Genomic DNA, 21396 nt, shown 5'->3' with positions numbered 1-21396 from the left:
ACTGTTTTTGTTCCGTTTAAAGTACTTGTTAGATTACTAATCACCCTCTCTTTATGTATTCTTGCCTTAAATCGTTAAGTCTGGTTGTAAATGATATATTTCCATTTTCAATATCTTTCTTTAAAAGAATATTAGACTGCTTGTTCATTGCATAAGCAGTCATAAACCATGTAAATATCAATGCATAAAAGAATGTAATACCATCTGTTGAGGCATGTATAGGCGACCAGTTATTATCGAGAAAAACTGAATTGGAGAAAGTATCAATTCTAATTAGTTTATCCACTACAATAAAAATAAAGTACGAGATAAGTAAAGGTGTAGTTATTTTCTTAAAAAGAAACAGAGCAATAAACGACTTTATTGTTCTCCTTGTGATATAGAAGTATACAAATACGGCTCCCATCATCGAAAGTAAAAATAACTCAAAGTAAGTCAAAACGGAGTTTACAAAAAAAGAAACAAACCACTCCAAAAAGCTTTTCAACCAATTGAGTCCCCAGAAATCCCAATTAAAATTAAAGCTCCAAGGTAGACCTAGCTTTTCTCTCGCAAGTGCAGAAAGAATAATTAAAGCAGGTGCCAACAAGCAAAACAGCACTCCAAAAAATGTATCTATTACTGCTTTTATAAATGGATAATCAAATAATTCTAAATATTTTTTTAATATTTTTTCCACAAGTACAACCTAACCTTCCGAAGTAATCTAACATTTTAATAGTGCGCTTGCGCATCTACACTGTTTTAAGTTCCATAAAAATCCCTGTAAAACTCTGCTTCTATGGCACTTTTTAACCTTTTCCACAGGCTGGTTAGTTGGAAATCCGAGCGTGCGGGTTTACACATTTATTCACAGCCTGTTATTTCGGCTGCTGATATTCTGAGCTATTGATACTAAAAGACTTTCTAACTTACTGCCAGTACAAATACGCAAAATAGGACTATTCAAAACAGGCAAACCGAGCCAAAAGTCGGCAGTCATAAAAATAAACTGTATATTTGCACAGATTTCGGTCAATTATCCACAAGGAGTATGTGATGTCTTCTAGCCCTTTCCTCAATTTTATTCGCCATGAGCTGCGGCTACGCGGTTATAGCTTAAAAACAGAGAAGTCTTACCTGTATTGGATTAAATATTTTCATTCGATTCCATAAGCTACAACACCCTCAGAACATGGGCGCAGAAGAGGTAAGAGCTTTTTACTCAACCACTCAACCACTCAACCCCGTAAGTGTTTTTGAAGGCGTTTCACCAAACAGTTGTTTGTAGTCTTTGGCAAATTGGCTTAAGTGCCAAAATCCCCATTGGGCGGCGATGTCGCTGACGGCTTGGCCGTGTTGGGCTTGGACGAGGGAACGACGGACGCCGTTTAGTCGGCTGATGCGCAGGTATTGAATCGGGCTGACGCCGAGGATGCTTTCAAAACTGTACTGTAAAGTGCGACGGCTGACGTTGGTTATTTCACACAATTGCGTCACGGTAACGGGTTCATCAAGATGATAATCCAAAAACTGACGGGCACAATCGACCACTTTTTTACGGTGATAATAGCTTTGTGTTTTGGCTGGCTGTGGGGTTTCTTCTTTAAGCACTTCAAGCAATGCCATCATAACGATGTCTTGCTGCAAGCGTGGCGGTGTTGTGTTGTTTTGCAACGACAACAAACGTGCCAGCACAAAGCGCACTTCCTCTAAGGTTTTATCGGGTACGCCAAGGCGGCCACATTCGGTGAGTTCTTTCCAATTTAGATCCATCCCATGAATCGCGGCCATTTTGATCAGCTTTGATCGATCCACCACTAATCCATATAAATCATAACCCTGCGGTGTGGATAGCTGAAAATCACAATCGCCCGGTCGGCACATAATATTATTGGGATTGATGGTTAAGCCGTTGATGCGACTCTCTTCTTGATCAACCAGAGGAATCCCCAGCCAAACAGAGTCCGGCCAAACGACGCATTTTTGCTGCAAGGCTTGGCTGGTGTGTTCACAAAACACCTGCAATCCCTCAAAAGGCAACTCGACAATACGACCGTAAAAACTTCCACGGCTGATTTGATCGTACTCTTGCTGCCAGTTGGTCAAATTACTCGCATGCAAATCGGCATCGTGAGCTTCCGACAATCTAACTTTCGATATGTGAGGGGAAAAGCCCTCTTTTGGTGCATTTTTGAGGTTTAACGACATATCTTCATCCCGCTATATATCGATTTTTATTAAATGTTTATTTAATAAAAATCTAACTCATTGAAATATATAGACATTAATATTTTTGCCATTATTCGATAACGTCGGTTTATGGATTTCCGTAATGTTAACTAACGTTATATATGTTCAAGCTATGCAAAATTTACACCTTTTTTCTTGTTTGCTTTTTTGAACCAACACCATGTCAGTAAAGCGCGTGAGATAATTATGAGCAAGCCAAATTCGACTTTTCAGTTTAAGAACACAGTAGGCGAACGCACCTTCGGCTTTGTCGATCTTGCCGATTTAATGGCGAAAGCAACACCCGCACGTTCGGGGGATCGCTTAGCCGGCGTTGCGGCCCAAAGCGCCGAAGAACGCGCCATCGCACAAATGACGCTTGCCGATGTTCCACTGAGCCTTTTCCTAGAACAAGCCCTCGTTCCCTATGAAGAAGATGAAATTACCCGACTAATATTAGACGATCATGACAAAAGCGCTTTTTCTTTGATTTCTCATCTGACCGTGGGGGGATTTCGTGATTGGTTGTTAAGCGACCTTGCCTCCAGCGAAATACTGATTCAGATCCGCCCCGGTGTGACGCCAGAAATGGCCGCAGCGGTCAGCAAAATTATGCGCAATCAGGATTTGATCTTGGTTGCGAAAAAGTGCCATGTCAAAACCGCGTTTCGTAACACCATTGGCTTACCAGGACACTTGTCGACCCGCTTACAACCCAACCACCCAACCGACGATTTAACTGGCATCGCGGCCAGCATGTTAGACGGTTTGCTCTACGCCAATGGCGACGCTGTGATTGGTATTAACCCTGCCACCGACAACGTGCAGCAAGCCACACGCTTGATCAAGATGATGGACGAAGTCATCCAGCATTATGAAATCCCGACTCAATCCTGCGTTTTAACTCACGTAACCAACACCATCGAATGCATCGAACAAGGCGCACCAGTGGATTTGGTTTTCCAGTCCATTGGCGGCACCCAAGCCACCAACGACAGTTTTGGTTTTAATCTCGCTAATCTGGCCGAAGCCCAAGCGGCCGCCTTGTCGCTGAATCGCGGCACGGTTGGCAATAACGTCATGTACTTTGAGACAGGCCAAGGCAGCGCTTTATCCGCCAATGCCAATCACGGTTTAGATCAGCAAACTTGCGAGGCTCGGGCTTACGCGGTAGCGCGTAAGTTTAATCCGTTACTGGTGAATACCGTGGTCGGTTTTATCGGCCCTGAATATTTGTACGACGGCAAAGAAATCACTCGTGCAGGGTTAGAAGACCACTTCTGTGGAAAGCTACTTGGCTTACCTATGGGTTGTGATGTTTGCTACACCAATCACGCGGAAGCCGACCAGAACGACATGGATAATTTACTGACACTGTTAGGTGTCGCAGGCTGTACCTTTGTGATGGGCATCCCCGGTTCCGACGACATCATGCTGAACTACCAGACCACCTCGTTTCATGACGCCTTGTACGCTCGCCGAGTGCTAGGGTTAAAACCGTCACCAGAGTTCGGCCTTTGGTTGGCTAAGATGGAAATCTTCAAAAACAACGAGCAATTTATTCTCAATCATCAGGTGCCTGACGCCTTTCATAAATCACTCAATCGTATGATTGGAGGTCGTTCATGAGCCACGACATCCCTAAATCCGACATCCCTAAACCTAATAAGTCTTTCCCAACACACCCTCATGCAGAGCCAGTAACAGAGAATGCATGGAGCAAGCTCAATGCCTTTACCGATGCGCGAGTGGGTTTGGGCCGTTCTGGTATCAGCGTCCCAACCAAGCATTTATTGGCCTTTCAGCTGGCCCATGCTCAAGCGATCGATGCCGTGCACACGCAACTCGATAGCAACGCGTTAGCCAAAGCTCTGGTAGAGCAAGATTGGGCGAAAGATTGGACAAAGCACTGTGCCCCCCTACTCTTGCACAGTCGCGCGACGGACCGCGCAACCTATTTACAGCGTCCAGATTATGGCCGCAGATTAGATGAAGAATCGGCATACAAACTAGACGAGCATCGAGCTTCCACCTCACAAAGTTATGACCTTGCGATTGTCGTGGTGGATGGTTTGTCGTCGCTGGCAGTAGAGCAAAATACTTTGCCTTTTTTACAAGCACTGTCTGGCTATATCAAGGGCTGGAACATCGCGCCCATTTGTTTTGTTGAACAAGGCCGCGTTGCCATTGGTGACGATGTGTGTGAACGCCTAAACGCCAAATGTGTCTTGGTATTAATCGGCGAACGTCCGGGGCTGAGCTCGCCAGATAGCTTAGGCTTGTATCTCACTTGGGGTGGCAAAGTCGGATTTACCGACGCCTACCGCAATTGTATTTCCAATGTTCGCCCAGCGGGTTTGGTGTATCAAGAAGCGGCGCGGAAAGCCTTTTATCTATTAAACGAAGCACGAACCCTGAAACTGTCTGGCGTCAAACTAAAAGACAGATCGGACGATGATTTAATAGTAGACACCTCACAGGAGTCAAAAAACTTCCTCATCTCCTAATACGAGGAAAAAAATAAGGAAAAAAACAAAACGCACGAATATATACAAACAGAAAAGCAAGAAAACTATAAGCCCACTGGGCAAAAATGACGGTTTAAAACTCAACTTATAGAGCACAACTGGAACAAAAGGAAACTAAAATGTCTGATCAAATTAATAAAGAATATCTGGCGAAACGCCAGCTAAAACGAGGCTCCGCGGGCTGGATTTTGCTTGCGGGTTTGGGCGTATCTTACGTGATATCTGGTGACTTCGCAGGCTGGAACTTTGGTATTGCCGAAGCGGGCTGGGGCGGTTTTGCCATTGCGGCGGCGCTAATGGCCGTGATGTATTTCACCTTGGTTTTATCCTTGGCAGAAATGTCTGCCGCTATCCCAGCGGCGGGAGGCGGTTACAGTTTTGCGCGTCAAGCGATGGGGCCTACTGGCGGTTATTTAACCGGCCTAGCGGTGTTAATTGAATACGCTTTGGCACCGGCGGCCATTGTGATATTTATCGGTTCTGCGGTAGAAGCGCTTTTAGGGTTCAATGGACCTTGGGTCTATGCCGCGTTTTATTTGGTGTTTATCGGAATTCACTTAGCCGGTGCAGGCGAAGCGCTAAAAGTCATGATGGTCATCAGTGGCTTGGCGGTTATCGCCATTCTAGCAACAGCGGTTGCACTGATTGGTGATTTTGACACTAGCCGTTTGTTTGATGTTGCCGTAACTGATGCTGCTGGCGCGTCTGAGTTTATGCCAATGGGTTGGTATGGCGTTTGGGCAGCGCTGCCATTTGGTATGTGGTTGTTCTTGGCTGTTGAAGGTGTGCCTTTAGCCGCAGAAGAAGCCAAAGACCCAGCAAAAGATGTACCTAAAGGCATTATCGGCGCGATGATTTTCTTACTGTTTACTGCACTTTTGGTGGTGTTTTTATTAGCGGGAGCTGCAGGCGCAGATGCGATGGGTAAGAGCGCGGTGCCTTTGGTTGATGCCTTAAACTTTGCGGGTCACAGCTCCTTGGCAACAGCGGTAAACGTTCTCGGTCTTGCTGGTTTGATAGCGTCTTTCTTCTCTATCATCTACGGTTACAGCCGCTTAGTCTTTGCTCTGTCTCGTGCAGGTTACATTCCACAAAGCTTGTCAGTAACAGACAAACGTAAAGTCCCTGCTCGTGCTTTGATCGTTCCTGGTATTTTGGGCTTCCTTGCTTCTTTAACGGGCGAAGGCGATCTTATGCTTGCCATGGCCGTGGTTGGCGCAACAGTGTCTTATGCTTTGATGGCACTCAGCCACATTTTGCTTCGCATCAAACAGCCAAACATGGAACGTCCTTATAAAACACCGGGCGGTATTTTCACCTCGTCTATCGCATTTATTTTATCGCTATTGGCTTTGACTGGTGTTTACGCTTACGATCCACGCGCATTTTTCTACACGTTAGTCTTGTTCGCCATCGGCGCGGCTTACTACTTCTTGTACAGCAAGAATCGTCTTGTGGCGAAAACACCTGAAGAAGAGTTCGACATGCTGGCGGCGGCCGAAGCCGACCTTGCTGCAACGGCTTAATACAACACGATAGTTTTGGTAACAACAAAAAGCCCCGCAGTTTCGATGCGGGGCTTTTGCTATTTTGGATTTTATTAATCCTTTATTAGGCTATGTATCCATTAATGTGCCTGCAGAACTATAATTCACCTCATAAAAGTTCTAGCATTACCTAATTGGTTCTTGACGTTGACACCAACATCCAAACCAAGAGAAAATTCAATATAAGCGGAAGGAAGCCAGCTTCAAATCTATACCTTACCCGTCTACTGACAAGTAGGCTTTGGTTGCTTTTTTCCTTACATGCATGTATCCAACAAAAAGTAATTCATATGTCGATTTTTTCCAAAAAAGAAACGATTTATTTATGCCCAGAAGTCAATGGTACTCTGACATTCGAAGGTACCCCCCTAGTAAATCACCCTATAAGAATTGTTTTGCTATATTCAGGAAAAGTTCCCTTCCATGACTATATCTATACAGATGACAAGGGCCATTTTCATTTTGATGGTTATCAAATTAAATCAAGAGAGCCAAATTCTATGTTTGGGTCTCCTAAAGTTATCCAACAGATATTAACTGTGATCGAAGATAAAGAATATCGACTATGGGAAGCTCGCTTACCAACGAACGGCACTATAAGTTTGAAAATGGTGGAAAATCAGCTTAGCAAAATTGATGCATCTCTAACCAAAGACATGCAAGACACACAATACGAATATCACTGCCCAGAGCTGCCTGTACAACCATTAGCCGTATTAAGCTCATTAGAACTAAAAGGATTCAATTAAAAATGAATACCTGATAACGAAAAGCTTTATCCCCTAATTGGCCGCTGTAGTTGACACCAACATCCAAACCAAGAGAAAATTCAATATAAGCGGAAGGAAGCCAGCTTCAAATCTATACCTTACCCGTCTATTGACAAGTAGACTTTGGTTGCTTTTTTCCTTACATGCATGTATCCAACAAAAAGTAATTCATATGTCGATTTTTTCCAAAAAAGAAACGATTTATCTATGTCCAGAAGTCAATGGTACTCTGACATTCGAAGGTACCCCCCTCGTAAATCACCCTATAAGAATCGCCTTAGTATTCTCTGACAAGATACCATTTAATGATTATATCTATACTGATGACCAAGGGAGATTTCATTTTGATGGTTATCAGATTAAATCAAGAGAACCAAACTCTATGTTTGGATCTCCTAAAGTAACTCAGCAAATATTGACAGAGATTAATGGGGAACGATATCGACTATGGGAAGCTCGATTACCAACTGATGGGACTATAAGTTTGAAAATGGTGGAAGATCAGCTTAAAAATATCAACGCATCTTTCAAAAAAGAAAGAAAGGATACGCAATATGAATATCACTGCCCAGAACTACCAGTACAACCATTAGTCGTATTAAGTTCATTAGAGCTAAAAGGATTCAATTAAATAGGATATTTGATAATGAACAATTTAACTCCAAAGCTAGCATCCGAATTAGCAGATTTTGCGTATGAAACAAGGTTACATGAAGTCAATAAAATTTTAGGCCTTGAAGTTTCAGTTAAACCATACATCGACAAGCACTTCAACTTTGATACTCAGCAAGATATTATAAACGGTGTATCAGGTGGTGCACTTTGTAGGGCACTAAATCTTGAGTCAGGTTTTGTGTACATTGGAACTGGCAAAGGGACTTATTCGAAAGATATTGCTATTACTTTTCGTGGCACTGACAATCGGCTTAGGGATGGCATTACCGATGCATCCATATCGACAATGACTGCAGATAATCAAGCTGCTGCTCATATGGGTTTTGTTAGAACATTTGACTCTATAAAGCCCAAATTAAAACTAGCAATAAATGAATTAATCAAACAAGGTAATACTGGAACTATTCATTGCGTAGGACACAGTCTAGGAGGAGCACTTGCTCAATTATGTGCGGTATGGGTAAAAGCCCGTTTCAGTAAGCGGGCTTGTTTATACACCTTCGGAGCACCTCGTGTTGGCCGTAAAGACTTCGCCATCAAATCCACAACAGCCATCGATGAGATTTTTCGCTGTATACACAATACAGATCCAGTGCCGATGATACCTATCTGGCCGTTTTATCACGCCCCCTACAAAGGAAAAGAGTACGTACTCTCAAACAGTGGAGGATTAATTGAGTTTTCCGCCCATAAAATGCCCACCAAGGGCAATCCTGGCTACATTAATTCAGCGAACACAGAAAGTTGGAATGATTTAAAAATCGTTAGCGACAATTATATGGATAGTAACCTTGTTCTTTTTTATAAAGATAGACTTACATCTACATTCAATAACATCACTTTCAAAAAGCTAACTGCAGCATTGCTTACATTGTTAAAAGCAACGGCTATTGGTACAACAGTGTTGGCGTTAAGTCCTGGCGCTATGGGGCTATCAAAATTCGTTGATATTCTAGCGCAGACACTTTCTAAGATAGCGAAGCTTTCTTCATCACTTTACGAGCAAGTAAAAGGATTTTTAGGTCACCTTTTATGCTTTTGCGGCTCGTATGCTGCTTCACTTCAGTTTGAAATAACTCATGATTTTGTTAAGCAGGCATTATCCACAATGGTGAAAAAAATAAACCAAGCAGCGGCTTTAGCATTAGATTCAAATCGTATTTAATGTCCATTGACGAAAGTAAGCCCTGAAAGGTGCTTACTTTCATATACAAAAATGAACTACGATTTAGCAAGATTCATGCTTTGCAAAGCTGCGCGCTCTGGCTCCATCATGTAGCGATAAGACAAGGCCGCCACGATACCACCAATAAAGATGGCATAGTTTGCCAAGGCGCTAAACACAAAGGTCGCCAAGATAGACACCGCGCCCGCAATAACCAAGGCATAAACACTCTTCTTATTCACACCGTTTTCATACCAATAAGCGCCTTTAGGAGACTCTGTATACAAAGCTGCCACATCGATATGACCTTTTTTGATAAAGAAGTAGTCGACAATAATAATGCCGTACAAAGGCCCAATCATCGCGCCCAACACATCCACTGTATAGTGAATCACTTCTGGGTTATTGAATAAATTCCATGGCGTTAGCAGCACAGAACCAAATGCGGCAATAAAACCACCCGCTTTAAAGCTGATTTTCTGTGGAGAAACATTCGAAAAATCAAACGCTGGCGCAACAAAGTTCGCCACGATATTAATGCCCACAGTGGCGAAGATAAAAGTCAATGCACCCAGTACCGTGATAAAACCAGAATCAAGACGTTTCACGGTTTCCACTGGATCGGTGATCATCTGACCAAACACAGGAATCGAAGCCGAAACAATCACCACACTGAACAAAGAGAACAACACAAAGTTAAACGGTAAGCCCAACAGGTTACCCAATTTTAATTTTTTATAACTGCCGCAATAACGAGAGAAGTCACTAAAGTTAAGTGTTGGCCCTGCGAAATAACCCGCGACCAAGGCAATCGCAATAAACATCTGCGCATACACATCTAGGCCCGTCAGATTATTTGAGCTCAGATTGAAACTGATGTTTTCCCAACCTGCTAGATTTATCATATAAATACATAACGCAAACATAGCGATGTAAATAGCAGGGCCAGACCAATCGATCACTTTACGAATCATGTCCATACCAAACATAAACACAATGCCTTGCACGACCCACATGGCAGAGAAGCCAATCCAGCCTAGGTAAGACAGACCGATGAAAGATTCGTCCGCAAGCGATGCCATTTCAGGGAAGAAGTACAGTAACAAGATAATAAAGGAACTGGATGCCAGAAAGGTTTGAATACCGTACCAGACAACCGCGATCAAGCCTCGAATAATGGCCGGAATATTCGCACCGAACACGCCGAAAGACATACGAGCAACAACAGGAAATGGCACGCCCGCTTTTTGTCCCGGTTTACCCATCAAGTTGGCAAATACCAACACAATGGAAATCCCTAATAACAAACTGATAAATACTTGAATACCATTTAGACCCAGAGCAAACAAGCTGGCAGCAAACACATAACCGCCCACGCTATGAACGTCTGACATCCAAAAAGCGAAGATACTATACCAACCCCATTTTTGATCTTTCTCCGGCAAGAGATCGCTATTTGCTAATCTAGGGCTTTGCTCAAATTCTTGTTTCATGATTGCGTTCCTTTTTAATTGTATACAATGTTAAATACAATTTATGTGCCAAAAAACAGAACCCAAAGAACTTAAGTAAAAATAGGAACATGAACCCAAAAAACCAACATTTACTGCACCATTCCAAGTCAAAACAAGAAAACCACACCAATATTGTGCACAATAAATTCATTTTTTGTTTAAGATGTACGAAACAAACTAGCATGCTATATTGTCTTAAGAACTATATTTAACAAGATATCGTATACAATTTATAGAGAAGCACTCATGTCGAATGACGAGAATATTTACCGACAAATGCTAAAGGCCATTGTCGAACACCAATTACCACCAGGAGCGCGTTTACCAGAAGACCGTCTATCAGAAGCTTTTGGTGTGAGCAGAACTGGCATCCGCAAAGTATTGCAGCGACTAGCCTTAGAGCATTTTGTAGTGATCGAAAAAAACAAAGGCGCGCAGGTAAACCATCCAAGCGAAGCCGAAGCATTAGAAGTTCTAGACAGCCGCCTATTGATTGAGCCACAACTTATTCCTGACCTGCTTACTCATTGGAATGCGGAACAGTCTGAGCGTTTTCGTATTATGGTCACGGAAGAAAAACGCGCAGAAGAAAGCAATCAATTAGCAGACTCTATTCAGCTAACCGCTCGTTTCCATTATGAGTTAGCGACGCTAGCAGGCAATAAGGTACTAGCGAATTTTGTCCAACAACTGTGCTATCGCTCTTCACTTATTCTCGCCGCTTACGGTACTCGCGGCAGTGTCGGTTGCGACTGTGGAGATCACTCGGAGCTTCTGGACCTTCTCGATCAAGGACACACAGATAAGGCGCAACACTGGATGAGTCATCACCTTAGACACATCAAATCTTCGCTTATTCTTGATAGCAAACCCGAAGAAAATATCGATTTTCAAAGACTTTTTGCCCGCTAGGAGCACCATGCGAATTCAGCTCATTAACCCAAACACCAGCGCCGACATGACTCACGCTATGGCATTGAGTGCTCAATCTGTCGCGCTAGAAACAACTCAAATTATTGCCTGTACTCCTGAGCATGGACCAAAAAGCATCGAATGTGCTTTTGATGAGGTCATTGCTAGCGCCGCTCTTCTTGATCTTATCGAACAAGGCAAACAACAAGGCGTTGATGCTCACATCATTGCTTGTTTTGGCGACCCTGCTTTAGACGCCGCTCGTGAATTAGCTGACGCCCCCGTGATTGGTATTGCTGAAGCAGGTTTTCACATGGCCAGCCTAATTGCCCATCGTTTTGGGGTTGTGACTACGCTATCTCGTACTTTACCAGCGAGTGAGCATTTACTACAAAAGTATGGTCATAAGCATCATTGTAGCGGTGTCAGAGCCACCGACATTCCTGTTTTGGCATTAGAAAATATCGACCCAGCGGCTTACTTACTACTAAAAACGGAATGCCTTGCGGCCATAGAGCAAGACGGTGCAGAAGCAATTGTATTAGGTTGCGCAGGCATGTCGAGTTTGGTGGAAAAGCTGTCTGCTGAATTACCTGTTCCTATCATTGATGGCGTTGTCGCCGCGGTAAAACTGGCAGAATCATTGCATCAGTTAGGACTACAAACCTCTAAAAAAGGTCAATACGGACAGCGTGTTAGCAAAGCCTTTACTGGGCGTTATTCCCACTGGAGTTTATAACCGCTGCTAAATAACATAAAAAATAATGGAACACAGACCATGAAACACTATTTAGAACGCGATTACGCGGGTTATGGCCGCCAAGGGTTGCCAAACGTAAAATGGCCAAACAATGCACGAGTTGCTGTCCAGTTTGTTTTAAACTTCGAAGAGGGTGGAGAAAATTGCGTTCTTCATGGCGATGAACACGCTGAAACTTTTTTGTCCGAAATATTCGGTGCGCAGCCTTTCAAAAACCGCCACATGAGCATGGAATCCCTTTACGAGTACGGTTCTCGCACTGGTGTGTGGCGCATCCTCAACGAATTCGAAAAACGCGGCTTACCGCTGACGATTTTTGCCATTGCCACCGCATTACAACGTAACCCAGAAGTGGCAAAAGCCTTTGTGGAAGGCAAACACGAGATTGTCTGTCATGGCTTAAAATGGATTCATTACCAAGAAATGCCCATCGAGCAAGAACGCGAACACATGCAACAAGCCCTCGCCTTGATCGAAGAAGTCACTGGCGTTAAACCCGCTGGCTGGTACACAGGACGCGATTCGCCAAATACCCGCGCCTTAGTCGCAGAACAAGCGCAACTCAAATACGACTCAGACAACTATGGCGACGACCTACCTTATTGGGTGAAAGTCGATACACCCGATGGTGGCAGCAAACCGCATCTAATCGTGCCTTACACGCTCGACTGCAACGACATGAAGTTTTCTTCCCCATACGGTTTCAATCACGCAGAAGAATTTTTCCAATACTTGAAAGACAACTTTGATTGTTTGTATGAAGAAGGCGCCACCGCACCGAAAATGATGTCTATCGGCATGCATTGCAGAACCCTTGGCAAACCAAGCCGCTTTATGGCCCTGAAGAAATTCTTAGACTACGTACAATCCCACGACAACGTCTGGATTGCTCGCCGTGAAGACATCGCTGATCACTGGATTAAAAACCACCCACCAAAACTGTAGGTTTTTTAGTTATGAGGATAAACAAAGGGTTATCCTCATAACTTACTCTTTTTAAAATATCTTCACCGACATTCATTTGATAATGGTTATTGAATACATTAGCATTTACATAAATTTACCTTTATTGGACTTATGAAATGTTATCCAAAAAACCTTACACGGCGATTATTCTATTGCCTTTCGCCCTTAGTGCCTCACAAACCACCTTTGCAGAAACGGAATCCATAAGCCTCGATGAACTAGTTATCCAAACCAGCCGATCGAATACCAAAAAGGATGACAGTCCCCAGGTCATTACTGTCATCACTCGACAGCAAATTGAAGATCAACTATCTATTAGCTCTGACAGCTCACAGGTGCTTTCTAGCCTTCTACCAGCCTATGCGCCAAATACGCAAAAATTAAACGATAGTAGCCAATCCTTTCGCGGTCGTTCTGTTTTATACATGATAGATGGTGTTCCACAGTCCAATCCACTTCGTGACGGTAGCCGTGCAGCACACACTATTGACCTTGCTATGGTAGAACGCATTGAAGTAATCCATGGTGCAAGCGCAATTCATGGATTAGGAGCAACTGGCGGTATTATTAACTTCATCACCAAATCAAATCGTTCAAACGAATTAAAACAACACGTCGATGTACAACTGACCACACCGACAGATGAATTAAAAAGCGATTCTCTGGCCTATAAAATTGGCTATCAAGTAGAAGGTGCACAAGATAATTTTGACTACCTTGTAGGTTTGACCAACGAAGTACAAGGCGTTTACCTTGATGCCGACGGCGATTATGTAGGCTCGGACTCTACTCGTGGCGATACGATGGATTCAAAAAGCTACGATGCTTTCGTCAAGCTTGGTTACTGGCTAACCGACGATAAAAGACTAGAGCTTGAAGTTAACAAGTACCGATTAAAAGGACGAATGAACTTCACTGGTGTCAACGGAGACAGATCAAACGGCGTTCCAACCAGCTCAATCAAAAGCACACCAAGAGGTCTTGCTCCCTACAACGATGTTCAAACCACCAGCCTGTCCTACACCGACAGCGACCTTGATGGTATGGAGCTTAAAGCACAAGTTTTCCACCAAGATTTTGAAGGCCGTTATGGCGCAACAAACTCCAGAAATTTTCAAGACACTAGCATTGCACCAAATGGCACCCTTTACGACCAAAGCCAGAACCAATCAGAAAAAATTGGTGCAAAATTCAGCTTAACTAAAGACGACCTGTTAGATAACGATTTAAGCGTCACTGCAGGCTTAGATTTGTTACAAGACACAACCAGTCAGACGTTAATATTGACTAATCGCACTTATGTTCCTGAAACGGAATACACCAATTACGCGCCATTCGTGCAATTTGAATACCGACCAACTGATCGCTTAGTACTACAAGCTGGTGCCCGTAATGAACACGCTAAGTTAGACGTAGACACTTACCAAACAGTTGCAGCGAATAACAGTGTGACAGTTAATGGTGGCAAGCCGAGCTTTAGTGACACGGTTTACAACGCTGGTGCTGTTTTTAAGATCACACCTGCTGTCAGTGTATTTGCCAACTACTCAGAGGGATTTGGTATGCCTGATGTCGGACGCATATTACGCACAGTGAAGGGAGCCAACTATGATGTGGATACACTAATTGACCTCGATCCGGTTGTAACTACCAATTATGAAGTAGGATTCCGTATTAATAAAAATACATACGACTTTGAGGTCAGCGCGTACCAGTCTAATACAGACTTAGATAGCAATGTTGTTCCACAGGACGACATATATATTATTGAACGGAGAAAGACAGAAGCTCATGGTTTAGAAGCTTCTTTAGGATTCCAGCTAAACAAGGACCACAGACTACAAGCCAACTATTCTTATGTTCAGGGTAAGTATGACAGTAACGACGACGGGAAAGTGGATACAAAACAAACTGGAGCAAATATTTCACCTAATCGCTTAGTGACTTCATGGAATGCTCGTTGGAATGACAAGCTATCCTCTTTGCTGCAAGTCAATCACGCCTTTGACAGAAGCTTCGATGATGACGAGTTAGAGTTTGATGGCTACACCCTGGTCGACGCATCCGTTGGTTACAAACTTCCGGTTGGTAAAATGAGTGTTGCTGTTGCCAACGTATTTAACGAAGACTACTTCACTTACTACTCTCAAAGCTCTGTCAAAACGGATGATCTTTACTTCAAAGGCCGAGGTCGTACTGTGACACTGGCTTATGGTTTAGACTTTTAATTTCTTGTTGTACCTAACTCTTCTCTTATTTTTTAAGAGAAGAGTTAGCTTTCTTTAGAGGCAAAGGACAAGAACCACAATAGACTGGGGGCTCAGTAGCTTGGTAGTAAAAACAACAGGTGCATCGAACACGAACAGGATTTTCCGATAGTGCCGTTAACTGCTTATCTCGATAAAAAACCGTCAAAGGATTTTCTTCTAAACCAAATAATTGTGTCGAGGTTTTATCAAGCAAATACGCGTAATCCGCTTCCGCTATCACTCTTTTCTCTTCAGCAATATTAGTAAGAATACGCTGCTCGTAAATGCTAAAAACCCGCACTGCGATGTTTTCCCAGAGAACGCGCCGCGACACTTTTGTTAAGTGGTAAAATTTCTCGACCAATAAGGTTAGATGTCCAGCAAACACCTTACCTAGAATCTCATTTCGCCAAACTTCTCGACTTTCTTTATCCGAACTTTTCCAAACCGACACAGATGTGTCTTTTAATGGCATCTTAGATTGCCATATGCGGTTTTCGAGCGGATATTCAAAGACACTGTTTTCTATTGAAGCATCAAGGCCTTTATCAAAACTCGACATAGCATATAAAACAGGCGCAAGAGTGAGAAATGCCACACGCTTGATTACTAAAGACGCCGTTACTTTCAGATTTGGAGCGCCGAGTTCTGGCATGATTTTTTGTAGTGTTTCAAAACACAAGACATCATCCAATAACTTACTAGAATCGATGGCAAGTGGCTCGTCTTGTTGATAGAACTTAAGCCCAAATGCCGCCAACACTTCCCACTCGTCGGTAAGAAGCTCATGCTTATTGTCTTGTTTAAACATGCTCAACCGCCTGAGAGTCGAGCTTGCGCCCTTTTCCATAAGGAATGCACATTGGCGTACCAAACAGGGGATCGGCACTGATATGGCATTCCATATCAAATACCGCTTTCACCATATCATGATCTAAAATCGCCTCTGGTGCGCCTTGGCAAAAAACCGTGCCGTCTTTAATGGCAATCATTTTGTGGGCGTAACGAGCAGCCAGATTCAAATCATGCAACACCATTAAAATAGTCGTATTCTGGGTCAAATTAAGCTCAAACAATAAGTCTAGAATTTCTATCTGATGGGTTAAATCCAAATAGGTTGTCGGCTCGTCCAATAGCAAAATATCGGTGTTCTGTGCTAGCGCCATGGCAATCCAAGCTCGCTGTCTCTGGCCGCCAGATAAAGCATCAATGGAACGATCAGCAAACTCGGTCATATTGGTGTCTTGCAAGGCTTTACGAACTAACCGTTCGTCGTCTTCAGTCCAGCTTTGTAGCCAATTTTGATGCGGATAACGGCCCTGACGAACCAACAGCTCAACCGTCAAACCCTCTGGCGCAACAGGACCTTGCGGAAGAATAGCCAGCTTGCGAGCCACGTCTTTTCCAGACAAGGAATGAATATCAGCGCCATTCAGCAGGATCTGACCAGCCGAAGGCTTCAATAATCGAGCAAACGACTTCAGTAAGGTAGATTTACCACAACCATTGCCGCCCACCAACACAGTGATTTGCTTAGATTCAATAACTAAATCCAACGATTTAATAATGGTTTTTTTCTCATAACCTAAAGACAGCGCCACACTTTTTAATGGGCTTTGAGCGAATAAATTATCGTCTACTAAAGAATGTTCAGACAAACTCATGATTAAAAAATCCCAATATGGCTAACCGACTCAGAAACGCTGCCGATAGAGTAAATAAATAAAGAATGGTGCACCAATAGCAGACACAAACACACCAGCCGGAATATCCAAAGGCTGAAATAGCAAGCGACCACAAAGATCAGCCAACATCACCAAACAAGCGCCAACCAATGCAGAAGTTGGCAACAAAAGCGCAAAACTCCGCGCAACAAGACGCCTAGCAATGTGTGGCGCTATCAAGCCAACAAAACCCACCGCCCCAGCATAAGCAATCGCCGGCGCAGCCATAATCACGCTTAAAAATAACAAAGCCAAACGCAAACCTTGCACGGATATACCCAACCCAGTTGCCAATTGATCGCCCAATTCTTGAGTATTCACTCGGCGCGCTAAATAAAACGCCAAGGGCCATGAAACCAACAACCACGGCAACAAAGCTTTCACCTCAACCCAACTCGCGCCATACACACTGCCCGTTAGCCAGATATACGCGGTAATGCTGGTAGAAAGTGGGCTCGCGGCAATGACAAAGGTCGTCACCGCCCCCATTGCCGAAGAAATGCCAATACCAACTAATACCAACCGCATCGGTGTCACGCCACTATTCCAAGCAAGAGCATAAATCAACAAAGCCGCCAACAAAGCGCCCGCAATGGCAAAAACAGGCAACCAAACTAGGCCGATTACCGTTGCGAAAAATGATAGAAAACACACGGCCGCAGCGGAAGCACCGCCAGTAATGCCGATAATATCTGGTGACGCTAACGGATTACGTATCATGGATTGCAGTACTAACCCAGACGACGCCAACGCAGCGCCCACCATGGCCGCCATCAGCACCCTTGGCAAACGCAAGGTTTCTACCACAAACTGAGTTCCCTGATCACCATGACCAAGCAGAGCCTGAAGCACACGCGGCAGAGCTACGAACTCCTCGCCTAGGCACAGAGAAAACAACAGAACAGCGAGAAAGAAAGCAAAGAGCGCGAGCATCGACCACAAAGAGCGAACAGGGGTCGAGAAAGAGAAAAATCGATGACGAACGCTAAAAGACTTACTCACGTTTGCCTCCTTTACGTGCCAAATAAATAAAGAAAGGCGCGCCCAAAATCGCTGTCGTCACACCAATGGGCACCTCTTCTGGCATAATCACAAAACGGCTAATCACATCGGCACACAACAACAAAATAGCGCCCCACAAAGCACTTAACGGAATAAGCCATTTATGATCATAACCCACCACTGATCGCACCATATGTGGCACCATCAAACCGATAAAACCAATACTGCCGCCCAGTGCGACCGAGCCGCCCGCTAAGCCAATAATTAGCAAACTCAGTACAACCTTGATTAAAACTGTGTTCTGTCCTAATCCTTTAGCAATATCGTCACCGGACAATAAAATATTAATCTGCGGTGCCGCCAGTATCGCCAACACAATACCAGCAACAAAAGCGGGCGCTAATGGCATCACCATAGACAAATCACGACCAGATACAGAGCCAGCTACCCAAAACAACACACTGTCTAAGCCTTCTTGACCAATCACCAAAATGCCTTGAGTAAAAGCCATGAAGAGCGCCGAAATCGCCGCACCAGACAACACAATACGCACTGGAGACAAGCCGTCTTTGCCTAAACTGCCCAAGCCATACACCAAGGCGCCAGCCACGCTTGCCCCTAAAAAAGCTAGCCACAAAAACGTATTCAGGGAAGTCACCGAAAAGAAGGTGGAAAACAAAACAATGGCAAACACGGCACCCGCGTTAACACCAAAAATAGACGGCGAAGCCAACGGATTACGCGTTAAGGCTTGCATTAAAACGCCAGCCACCGCCAACGCCGAGCCAACTAAACAAGCAACAAGAGCGCGCGATAAACGCGTAGTGCGGATAATAACGTGATCAATAGATTGAGGATCGTATGCCCAAAACGCCGTCCAAACTGATTTCATTGAAACAACATACTGGCCATAGGCTACGCTCCCCATTAAAGAGACCACCAGGCATAAAATAGACAGAGCAAGAAGGCTCCATTTAAAAGTGCGGCTACTGAGTAAGACCATAAACGCTCTAGTGATCGACTTGAGGTAAGTTATAGATTTGGTATAGCTGGTCTAGTATTTTCTCAGCGCCCAGAATCCCACCAGACAACAACCAAGCCACATTATCTACTTCATACACTTGCTGGTTTTTAGGGGCGGTGAGCATTTTCCATAACGGATGCGCACGCCATGCATCATAGTTTTGTCTAACGGCAGCATCATTGGAATGTAAAATGACAAAGAACACATCCGCATTCACGCTAGGTAAGGCTTCTTTAGTTTTCAGCTTCACACCCCAACCATTTTCATTTGGCAACGGAAATTTAAAACCTATCTCCTTCAACACCACGCCTGGAAAGCTTTGATTCAAATACAGACGCAAATGATCGGCGCGAATATTTAAAATCGCTGCGGTTAATGGCCAGTTAGCCTCGCGCTTTTTAATGACATTACGGAAGTTCGTAATGCGCTGCTGAAAATCGTCCCAAACCTGCTTACCTTTCTCTGGTTTGTTCAACGCCTCAGCGGTTAAATCCAAAGTGGTTTTAAAGTCATACACATCCTCAGCCATCACAGTGGGTGCGATTTGGGACAATTGACGATAGATCTTTTCATGGCGATACTTGGTGCCAATAATCAAATCTGGCTTTAACGCCACAATAGCCTCAAGGTTCGGTTGAGTTTCCAACCCGACATGAGCAACGCCTTTTAAAGCATCTCGCAAATATTCATAGGTTGGCTGCTGCGCCCAAGAATCCACCACACCGACAGGCGTCACACCTAACGCCACCACAGAATCGGTTGCTCCTTGGAACAAAGTCACCACACGTAAGACTTTTTTAGGCACTTCAGTGCTGCCCATCGCATGAATAATCGTCTTTGTTTCTGACGCCATCACCTGATTGACTGGAACTAAAATCAGCAAAAATGCTATTAGCAGAAATGCCAATTTTCTTACTCGGTTTACCTGCATCTTAAGGAGCTTCCTTGAATTGTTCTTTTTAACAGATCGTTATAATAACAATTATCATCCTCATAAACATTAAGCACGGTGTAAAAGACCAAATGAAATACAATAAAAAAGCCTGAATCATTCGATTCAGGCTTTTAAGAATTACTAAAAAATTCAGCTTTATACATGTCCTTTCATATGGATCAAGCAAGCATTGTCTAAATTTCCATACTCCGTAAAGCCTCGTGGTAAGAAACTAACTAAATCAAGAAACATGTGTGGCTGGGTGCCCAACATAGAAATTTGATAAAACTGACTTTGAAAGGGTATATCTTTAATAACAGCAACTACAGTCATACAAACCTTCACTAAAAAAAATTAAAACTGCCTTGAAGGTAAAATACGAATCCCATTAAAGTTATATTTTTGATCACCTACACGTATTTCCAAACCACTAAGAACAAAAGGAGCAACTTTATCAATCTCTATTTCAAAGACTTTTTGCACTTCTTGTTCAACCACAATTTTAGACTTTGTTGTCTTGATATAGCTTTCTGACTCAAGAAAGATAGGTGTTTGTAAACGACTTGGTTGATCGATCGTCATAGTCTGGCTATTCATAACCAGTGGGGCAGAATCCGTTGATCTCACACCAATAATCAATGAAATTACCCAAGTTTCTCTTTTGGTAGGCATGAAAGGAACAAAGCTCTTCACTCTCTCGACTCGAGTATAACTACTACTTATAGATATAGTAGATTCATCACACAAGATGGTCATCGCGTTGCTTTTTTCACCTATAATTTGGCAGCTTTTCTCTTCTCCACTTTTTTCAAATGAAACTCGAGTGCCGCAAGCGGCCAATAACAAAGCCATCAAGGCAAGCATTAGTGATTTTTTCATTAGCAATTCCACGGATTAAGGAAGACATCCTCGTCCTTCTTAAAAGTAATGTTTTCAATTGGGTATGCCACCCCGTTTATGACAATCTCTAAACCTTGTAGAGTGAAGGCTTCTTTATAATCACCTGAGGCTTTAATGCTGATGTCGCTAAAATAAAAACTGTCAGGAACAACTGAATGAAAGTATGAAGAATCCGATTCCTTAACCTCTAAAATTTTTGCTTCGTTTCCATCCTGAAGTATTGAGAATTGATCACTAATGACAGAATGAGACTTTTTAGAGCTAGTATGGACAAGTAATGTTTGACTCTCTTTATCAGAGAGCAAAGTAACCTCTACCTTAGTCTCGCCCAAAAAGAATAACAATAACTCCTCAGGTCCAACTCTATTATGACACCATGATGGAACAACCTTAGCCCCAGACTGATCAGAATAAGGCCGATTAAAGTGTTCGTGAGAAGTGCAACCCACCAAAGGTAAGATAGTGAGCCATAAAAAATGTTTTAAATTACTCAGCCGAGCTAATTGCATAATTAA

At 43.4% G+C, this 21396-nt stretch carries 20 protein-coding genes; 10 read left to right on the top strand and 10 right to left on the bottom strand.

Annotation, left to right across the window (positions count from 1 at the left end; translation table 11 throughout):
• Positions 1 to 40: 40 nt before the first annotated feature.
• Positions 41 to 679 carry a hypothetical protein gene (locus tag CYL31_RS02635; RefSeq protein WP_212917439.1) on the bottom strand — a complete coding sequence of 213 codons (639 nt, stop codon included), beginning with the start codon at positions 677 to 679 and terminating at the stop codon, positions 41 to 43.
• A gap of 533 nt (positions 680 to 1212) precedes the next feature.
• The gene (locus CYL31_RS02630) at positions 1213 to 2190 is read right to left on the bottom strand and encodes a helix-turn-helix domain-containing protein (RefSeq protein ID WP_212917438.1); all 978 of its coding nucleotides are present in this window, start codon (positions 2188 to 2190) and stop codon (positions 1213 to 1215) included.
• Positions 2191 to 2418: 228 nt separating this feature from the next.
• Here CYL31_RS02630 and CYL31_RS02625 point away from each other — a divergent pair, with 228 nt between their 5' ends.
• The 6 genes from CYL31_RS02625 (at position 2419) to CYL31_RS02600 (ending at position 8896) form a co-directional block, all read left to right on the top strand.
• Positions 2419 to 3840: an ethanolamine ammonia-lyase subunit EutB gene (locus CYL31_RS02625; RefSeq protein ID WP_212917437.1), complete on the top strand. Its 1422-nt coding sequence runs from the start codon at positions 2419 to 2421 to the stop codon at positions 3838 to 3840.
• Complete coding sequence (gene eutC, locus CYL31_RS02620; RefSeq protein ID WP_249411674.1) at positions 3837 to 4718, top strand: ethanolamine ammonia-lyase subunit EutC; 882 nt, start codon at positions 3837 to 3839, stop codon at positions 4716 to 4718. Before CYL31_RS02625 ends, eutC begins: the two co-directional genes overlap by 4 nt.
• 140 nt (positions 4719 to 4858) lie before the next feature.
• The gene (eat, locus tag CYL31_RS02615; protein WP_212917436.1) at positions 4859 to 6265 is read left to right on the top strand and encodes an ethanolamine permease; all 1407 of its coding nucleotides are present in this window, start codon (positions 4859 to 4861) and stop codon (positions 6263 to 6265) included.
• Positions 6266 to 6576: 311 nt separating this feature from the next.
• Positions 6577 to 7035, top strand: a complete 459-nt coding sequence (locus tag CYL31_RS20870; protein WP_349304766.1) for a DUF6795 domain-containing protein — start codon at positions 6577 to 6579, stop codon at positions 7033 to 7035.
• A gap of 193 nt (positions 7036 to 7228) precedes the next feature.
• Positions 7229 to 7687, top strand: a complete 459-nt coding sequence (locus tag CYL31_RS02605) for a DUF6795 domain-containing protein (RefSeq protein ID WP_212917434.1) — start codon at positions 7229 to 7231, stop codon at positions 7685 to 7687.
• A 15-nt stretch (positions 7688 to 7702) separates the two neighbouring features.
• Complete coding sequence (locus CYL31_RS02600) at positions 7703 to 8896, top strand: lipase family protein (RefSeq protein ID WP_212917433.1); 1194 nt, start codon at positions 7703 to 7705, stop codon at positions 8894 to 8896.
• A gap of 56 nt (positions 8897 to 8952) precedes the next feature.
• On the opposite strand, the gene CYL31_RS02595 is transcribed toward CYL31_RS02600, so the two are convergent.
• The gene (locus tag CYL31_RS02595) at positions 8953 to 10389 is read right to left on the bottom strand and encodes an NCS1 family nucleobase:cation symporter-1 (protein WP_212917432.1); all 1437 of its coding nucleotides are present in this window, start codon (positions 10387 to 10389) and stop codon (positions 8953 to 8955) included.
• Positions 10390 to 10656: 267 nt separating this feature from the next.
• On the opposite strand from CYL31_RS02595, the gene CYL31_RS02590 reads away from it, so the two are divergent.
• From CYL31_RS02590 to CYL31_RS02575, 4 genes are all read left to right on the top strand, one after another.
• Entirely contained in the window at positions 10657 to 11322 is a 666-nt protein-coding gene (locus CYL31_RS02590; RefSeq protein WP_212917431.1) for a GntR family transcriptional regulator, read from the top strand.
• A 7-nt stretch (positions 11323 to 11329) separates the two neighbouring features.
• The gene (locus CYL31_RS02585) at positions 11330 to 12061 is read left to right on the top strand and encodes an aspartate/glutamate racemase family protein (protein WP_212917430.1); all 732 of its coding nucleotides are present in this window, start codon (positions 11330 to 11332) and stop codon (positions 12059 to 12061) included.
• Positions 12062 to 12100: 39 nt separating this feature from the next.
• The gene (gene puuE, locus CYL31_RS02580; RefSeq protein ID WP_212917429.1) at positions 12101 to 13027 is read left to right on the top strand and encodes an allantoinase PuuE; all 927 of its coding nucleotides are present in this window, start codon (positions 12101 to 12103) and stop codon (positions 13025 to 13027) included.
• A gap of 137 nt (positions 13028 to 13164) precedes the next feature.
• Positions 13165 to 15276 carry a TonB-dependent receptor gene (locus tag CYL31_RS02575; protein WP_212917428.1) on the top strand — a complete coding sequence of 704 codons (2112 nt, stop codon included), beginning with the start codon at positions 13165 to 13167 and terminating at the stop codon, positions 15274 to 15276.
• Positions 15277 to 15301: 25 nt separating this feature from the next.
• Here CYL31_RS02575 and CYL31_RS02570 read toward each other — a convergent pair whose 3' ends face one another.
• The 7 genes from CYL31_RS02570 to CYL31_RS02540 form a co-directional block, all read right to left on the bottom strand.
• Positions 15302 to 16108, bottom strand: coding sequence for an IucA/IucC family C-terminal-domain containing protein (locus CYL31_RS02570; protein ID WP_212917427.1), 807 nt, complete (start codon positions 16106 to 16108; stop codon positions 15302 to 15304).
• On the bottom strand, positions 16101 to 16961 hold the full coding sequence (locus tag CYL31_RS02565; protein ID WP_249411673.1) for an ABC transporter ATP-binding protein: 861 nt from the start codon (positions 16959 to 16961) through the stop codon (positions 16101 to 16103). The genes CYL31_RS02570 and CYL31_RS02565 overlap by 8 nt, the downstream gene beginning before the upstream one ends.
• A gap of 30 nt (positions 16962 to 16991) precedes the next feature.
• Positions 16992 to 18023, bottom strand: coding sequence for a FecCD family ABC transporter permease (locus CYL31_RS02560; RefSeq protein ID WP_212917426.1), 1032 nt, complete (start codon positions 18021 to 18023; stop codon positions 16992 to 16994).
• Positions 18016 to 19026 (bottom strand): FecCD family ABC transporter permease, encoded by a 1011-nt coding sequence (locus CYL31_RS02555; RefSeq protein ID WP_212917425.1) that lies wholly within the window; start codon positions 19024 to 19026, stop codon positions 18016 to 18018. The genes CYL31_RS02560 and CYL31_RS02555 overlap by 8 nt, the downstream gene beginning before the upstream one ends.
• Positions 19027 to 19033: 7 nt before the next feature.
• A complete protein-coding gene (locus CYL31_RS02550) occupies positions 19034 to 19978 on the bottom strand; it encodes an ABC transporter substrate-binding protein (RefSeq protein WP_212917424.1) in 945 nt (314 codons plus the stop codon).
• 357 nt (positions 19979 to 20335) lie between these two features.
• Positions 20336 to 20860, bottom strand: a complete 525-nt coding sequence (locus CYL31_RS02545) for a hypothetical protein (RefSeq protein ID WP_212917423.1) — start codon at positions 20858 to 20860, stop codon at positions 20336 to 20338.
• Positions 20860 to 21390 (bottom strand): hypothetical protein, encoded by a 531-nt coding sequence (locus CYL31_RS02540; protein WP_100186081.1) that lies wholly within the window; start codon positions 21388 to 21390, stop codon positions 20860 to 20862. Before CYL31_RS02540 ends, CYL31_RS02545 begins: the two co-directional genes overlap by 1 nt.
• Positions 21391 to 21396 lie beyond the last annotated feature (6 nt).

The sequence above is a fragment of the Marinomonas sp. A3A genome, assembly GCF_018336955.1.
Classification (GTDB): Bacteria; Pseudomonadota; Gammaproteobacteria; order Pseudomonadales; family Marinomonadaceae; genus Marinomonas; species Marinomonas lutimaris.
Note: the sequence above shows the minus strand (reverse complement) of the source record. Positions and strands in the feature narration are given on the sequence as shown.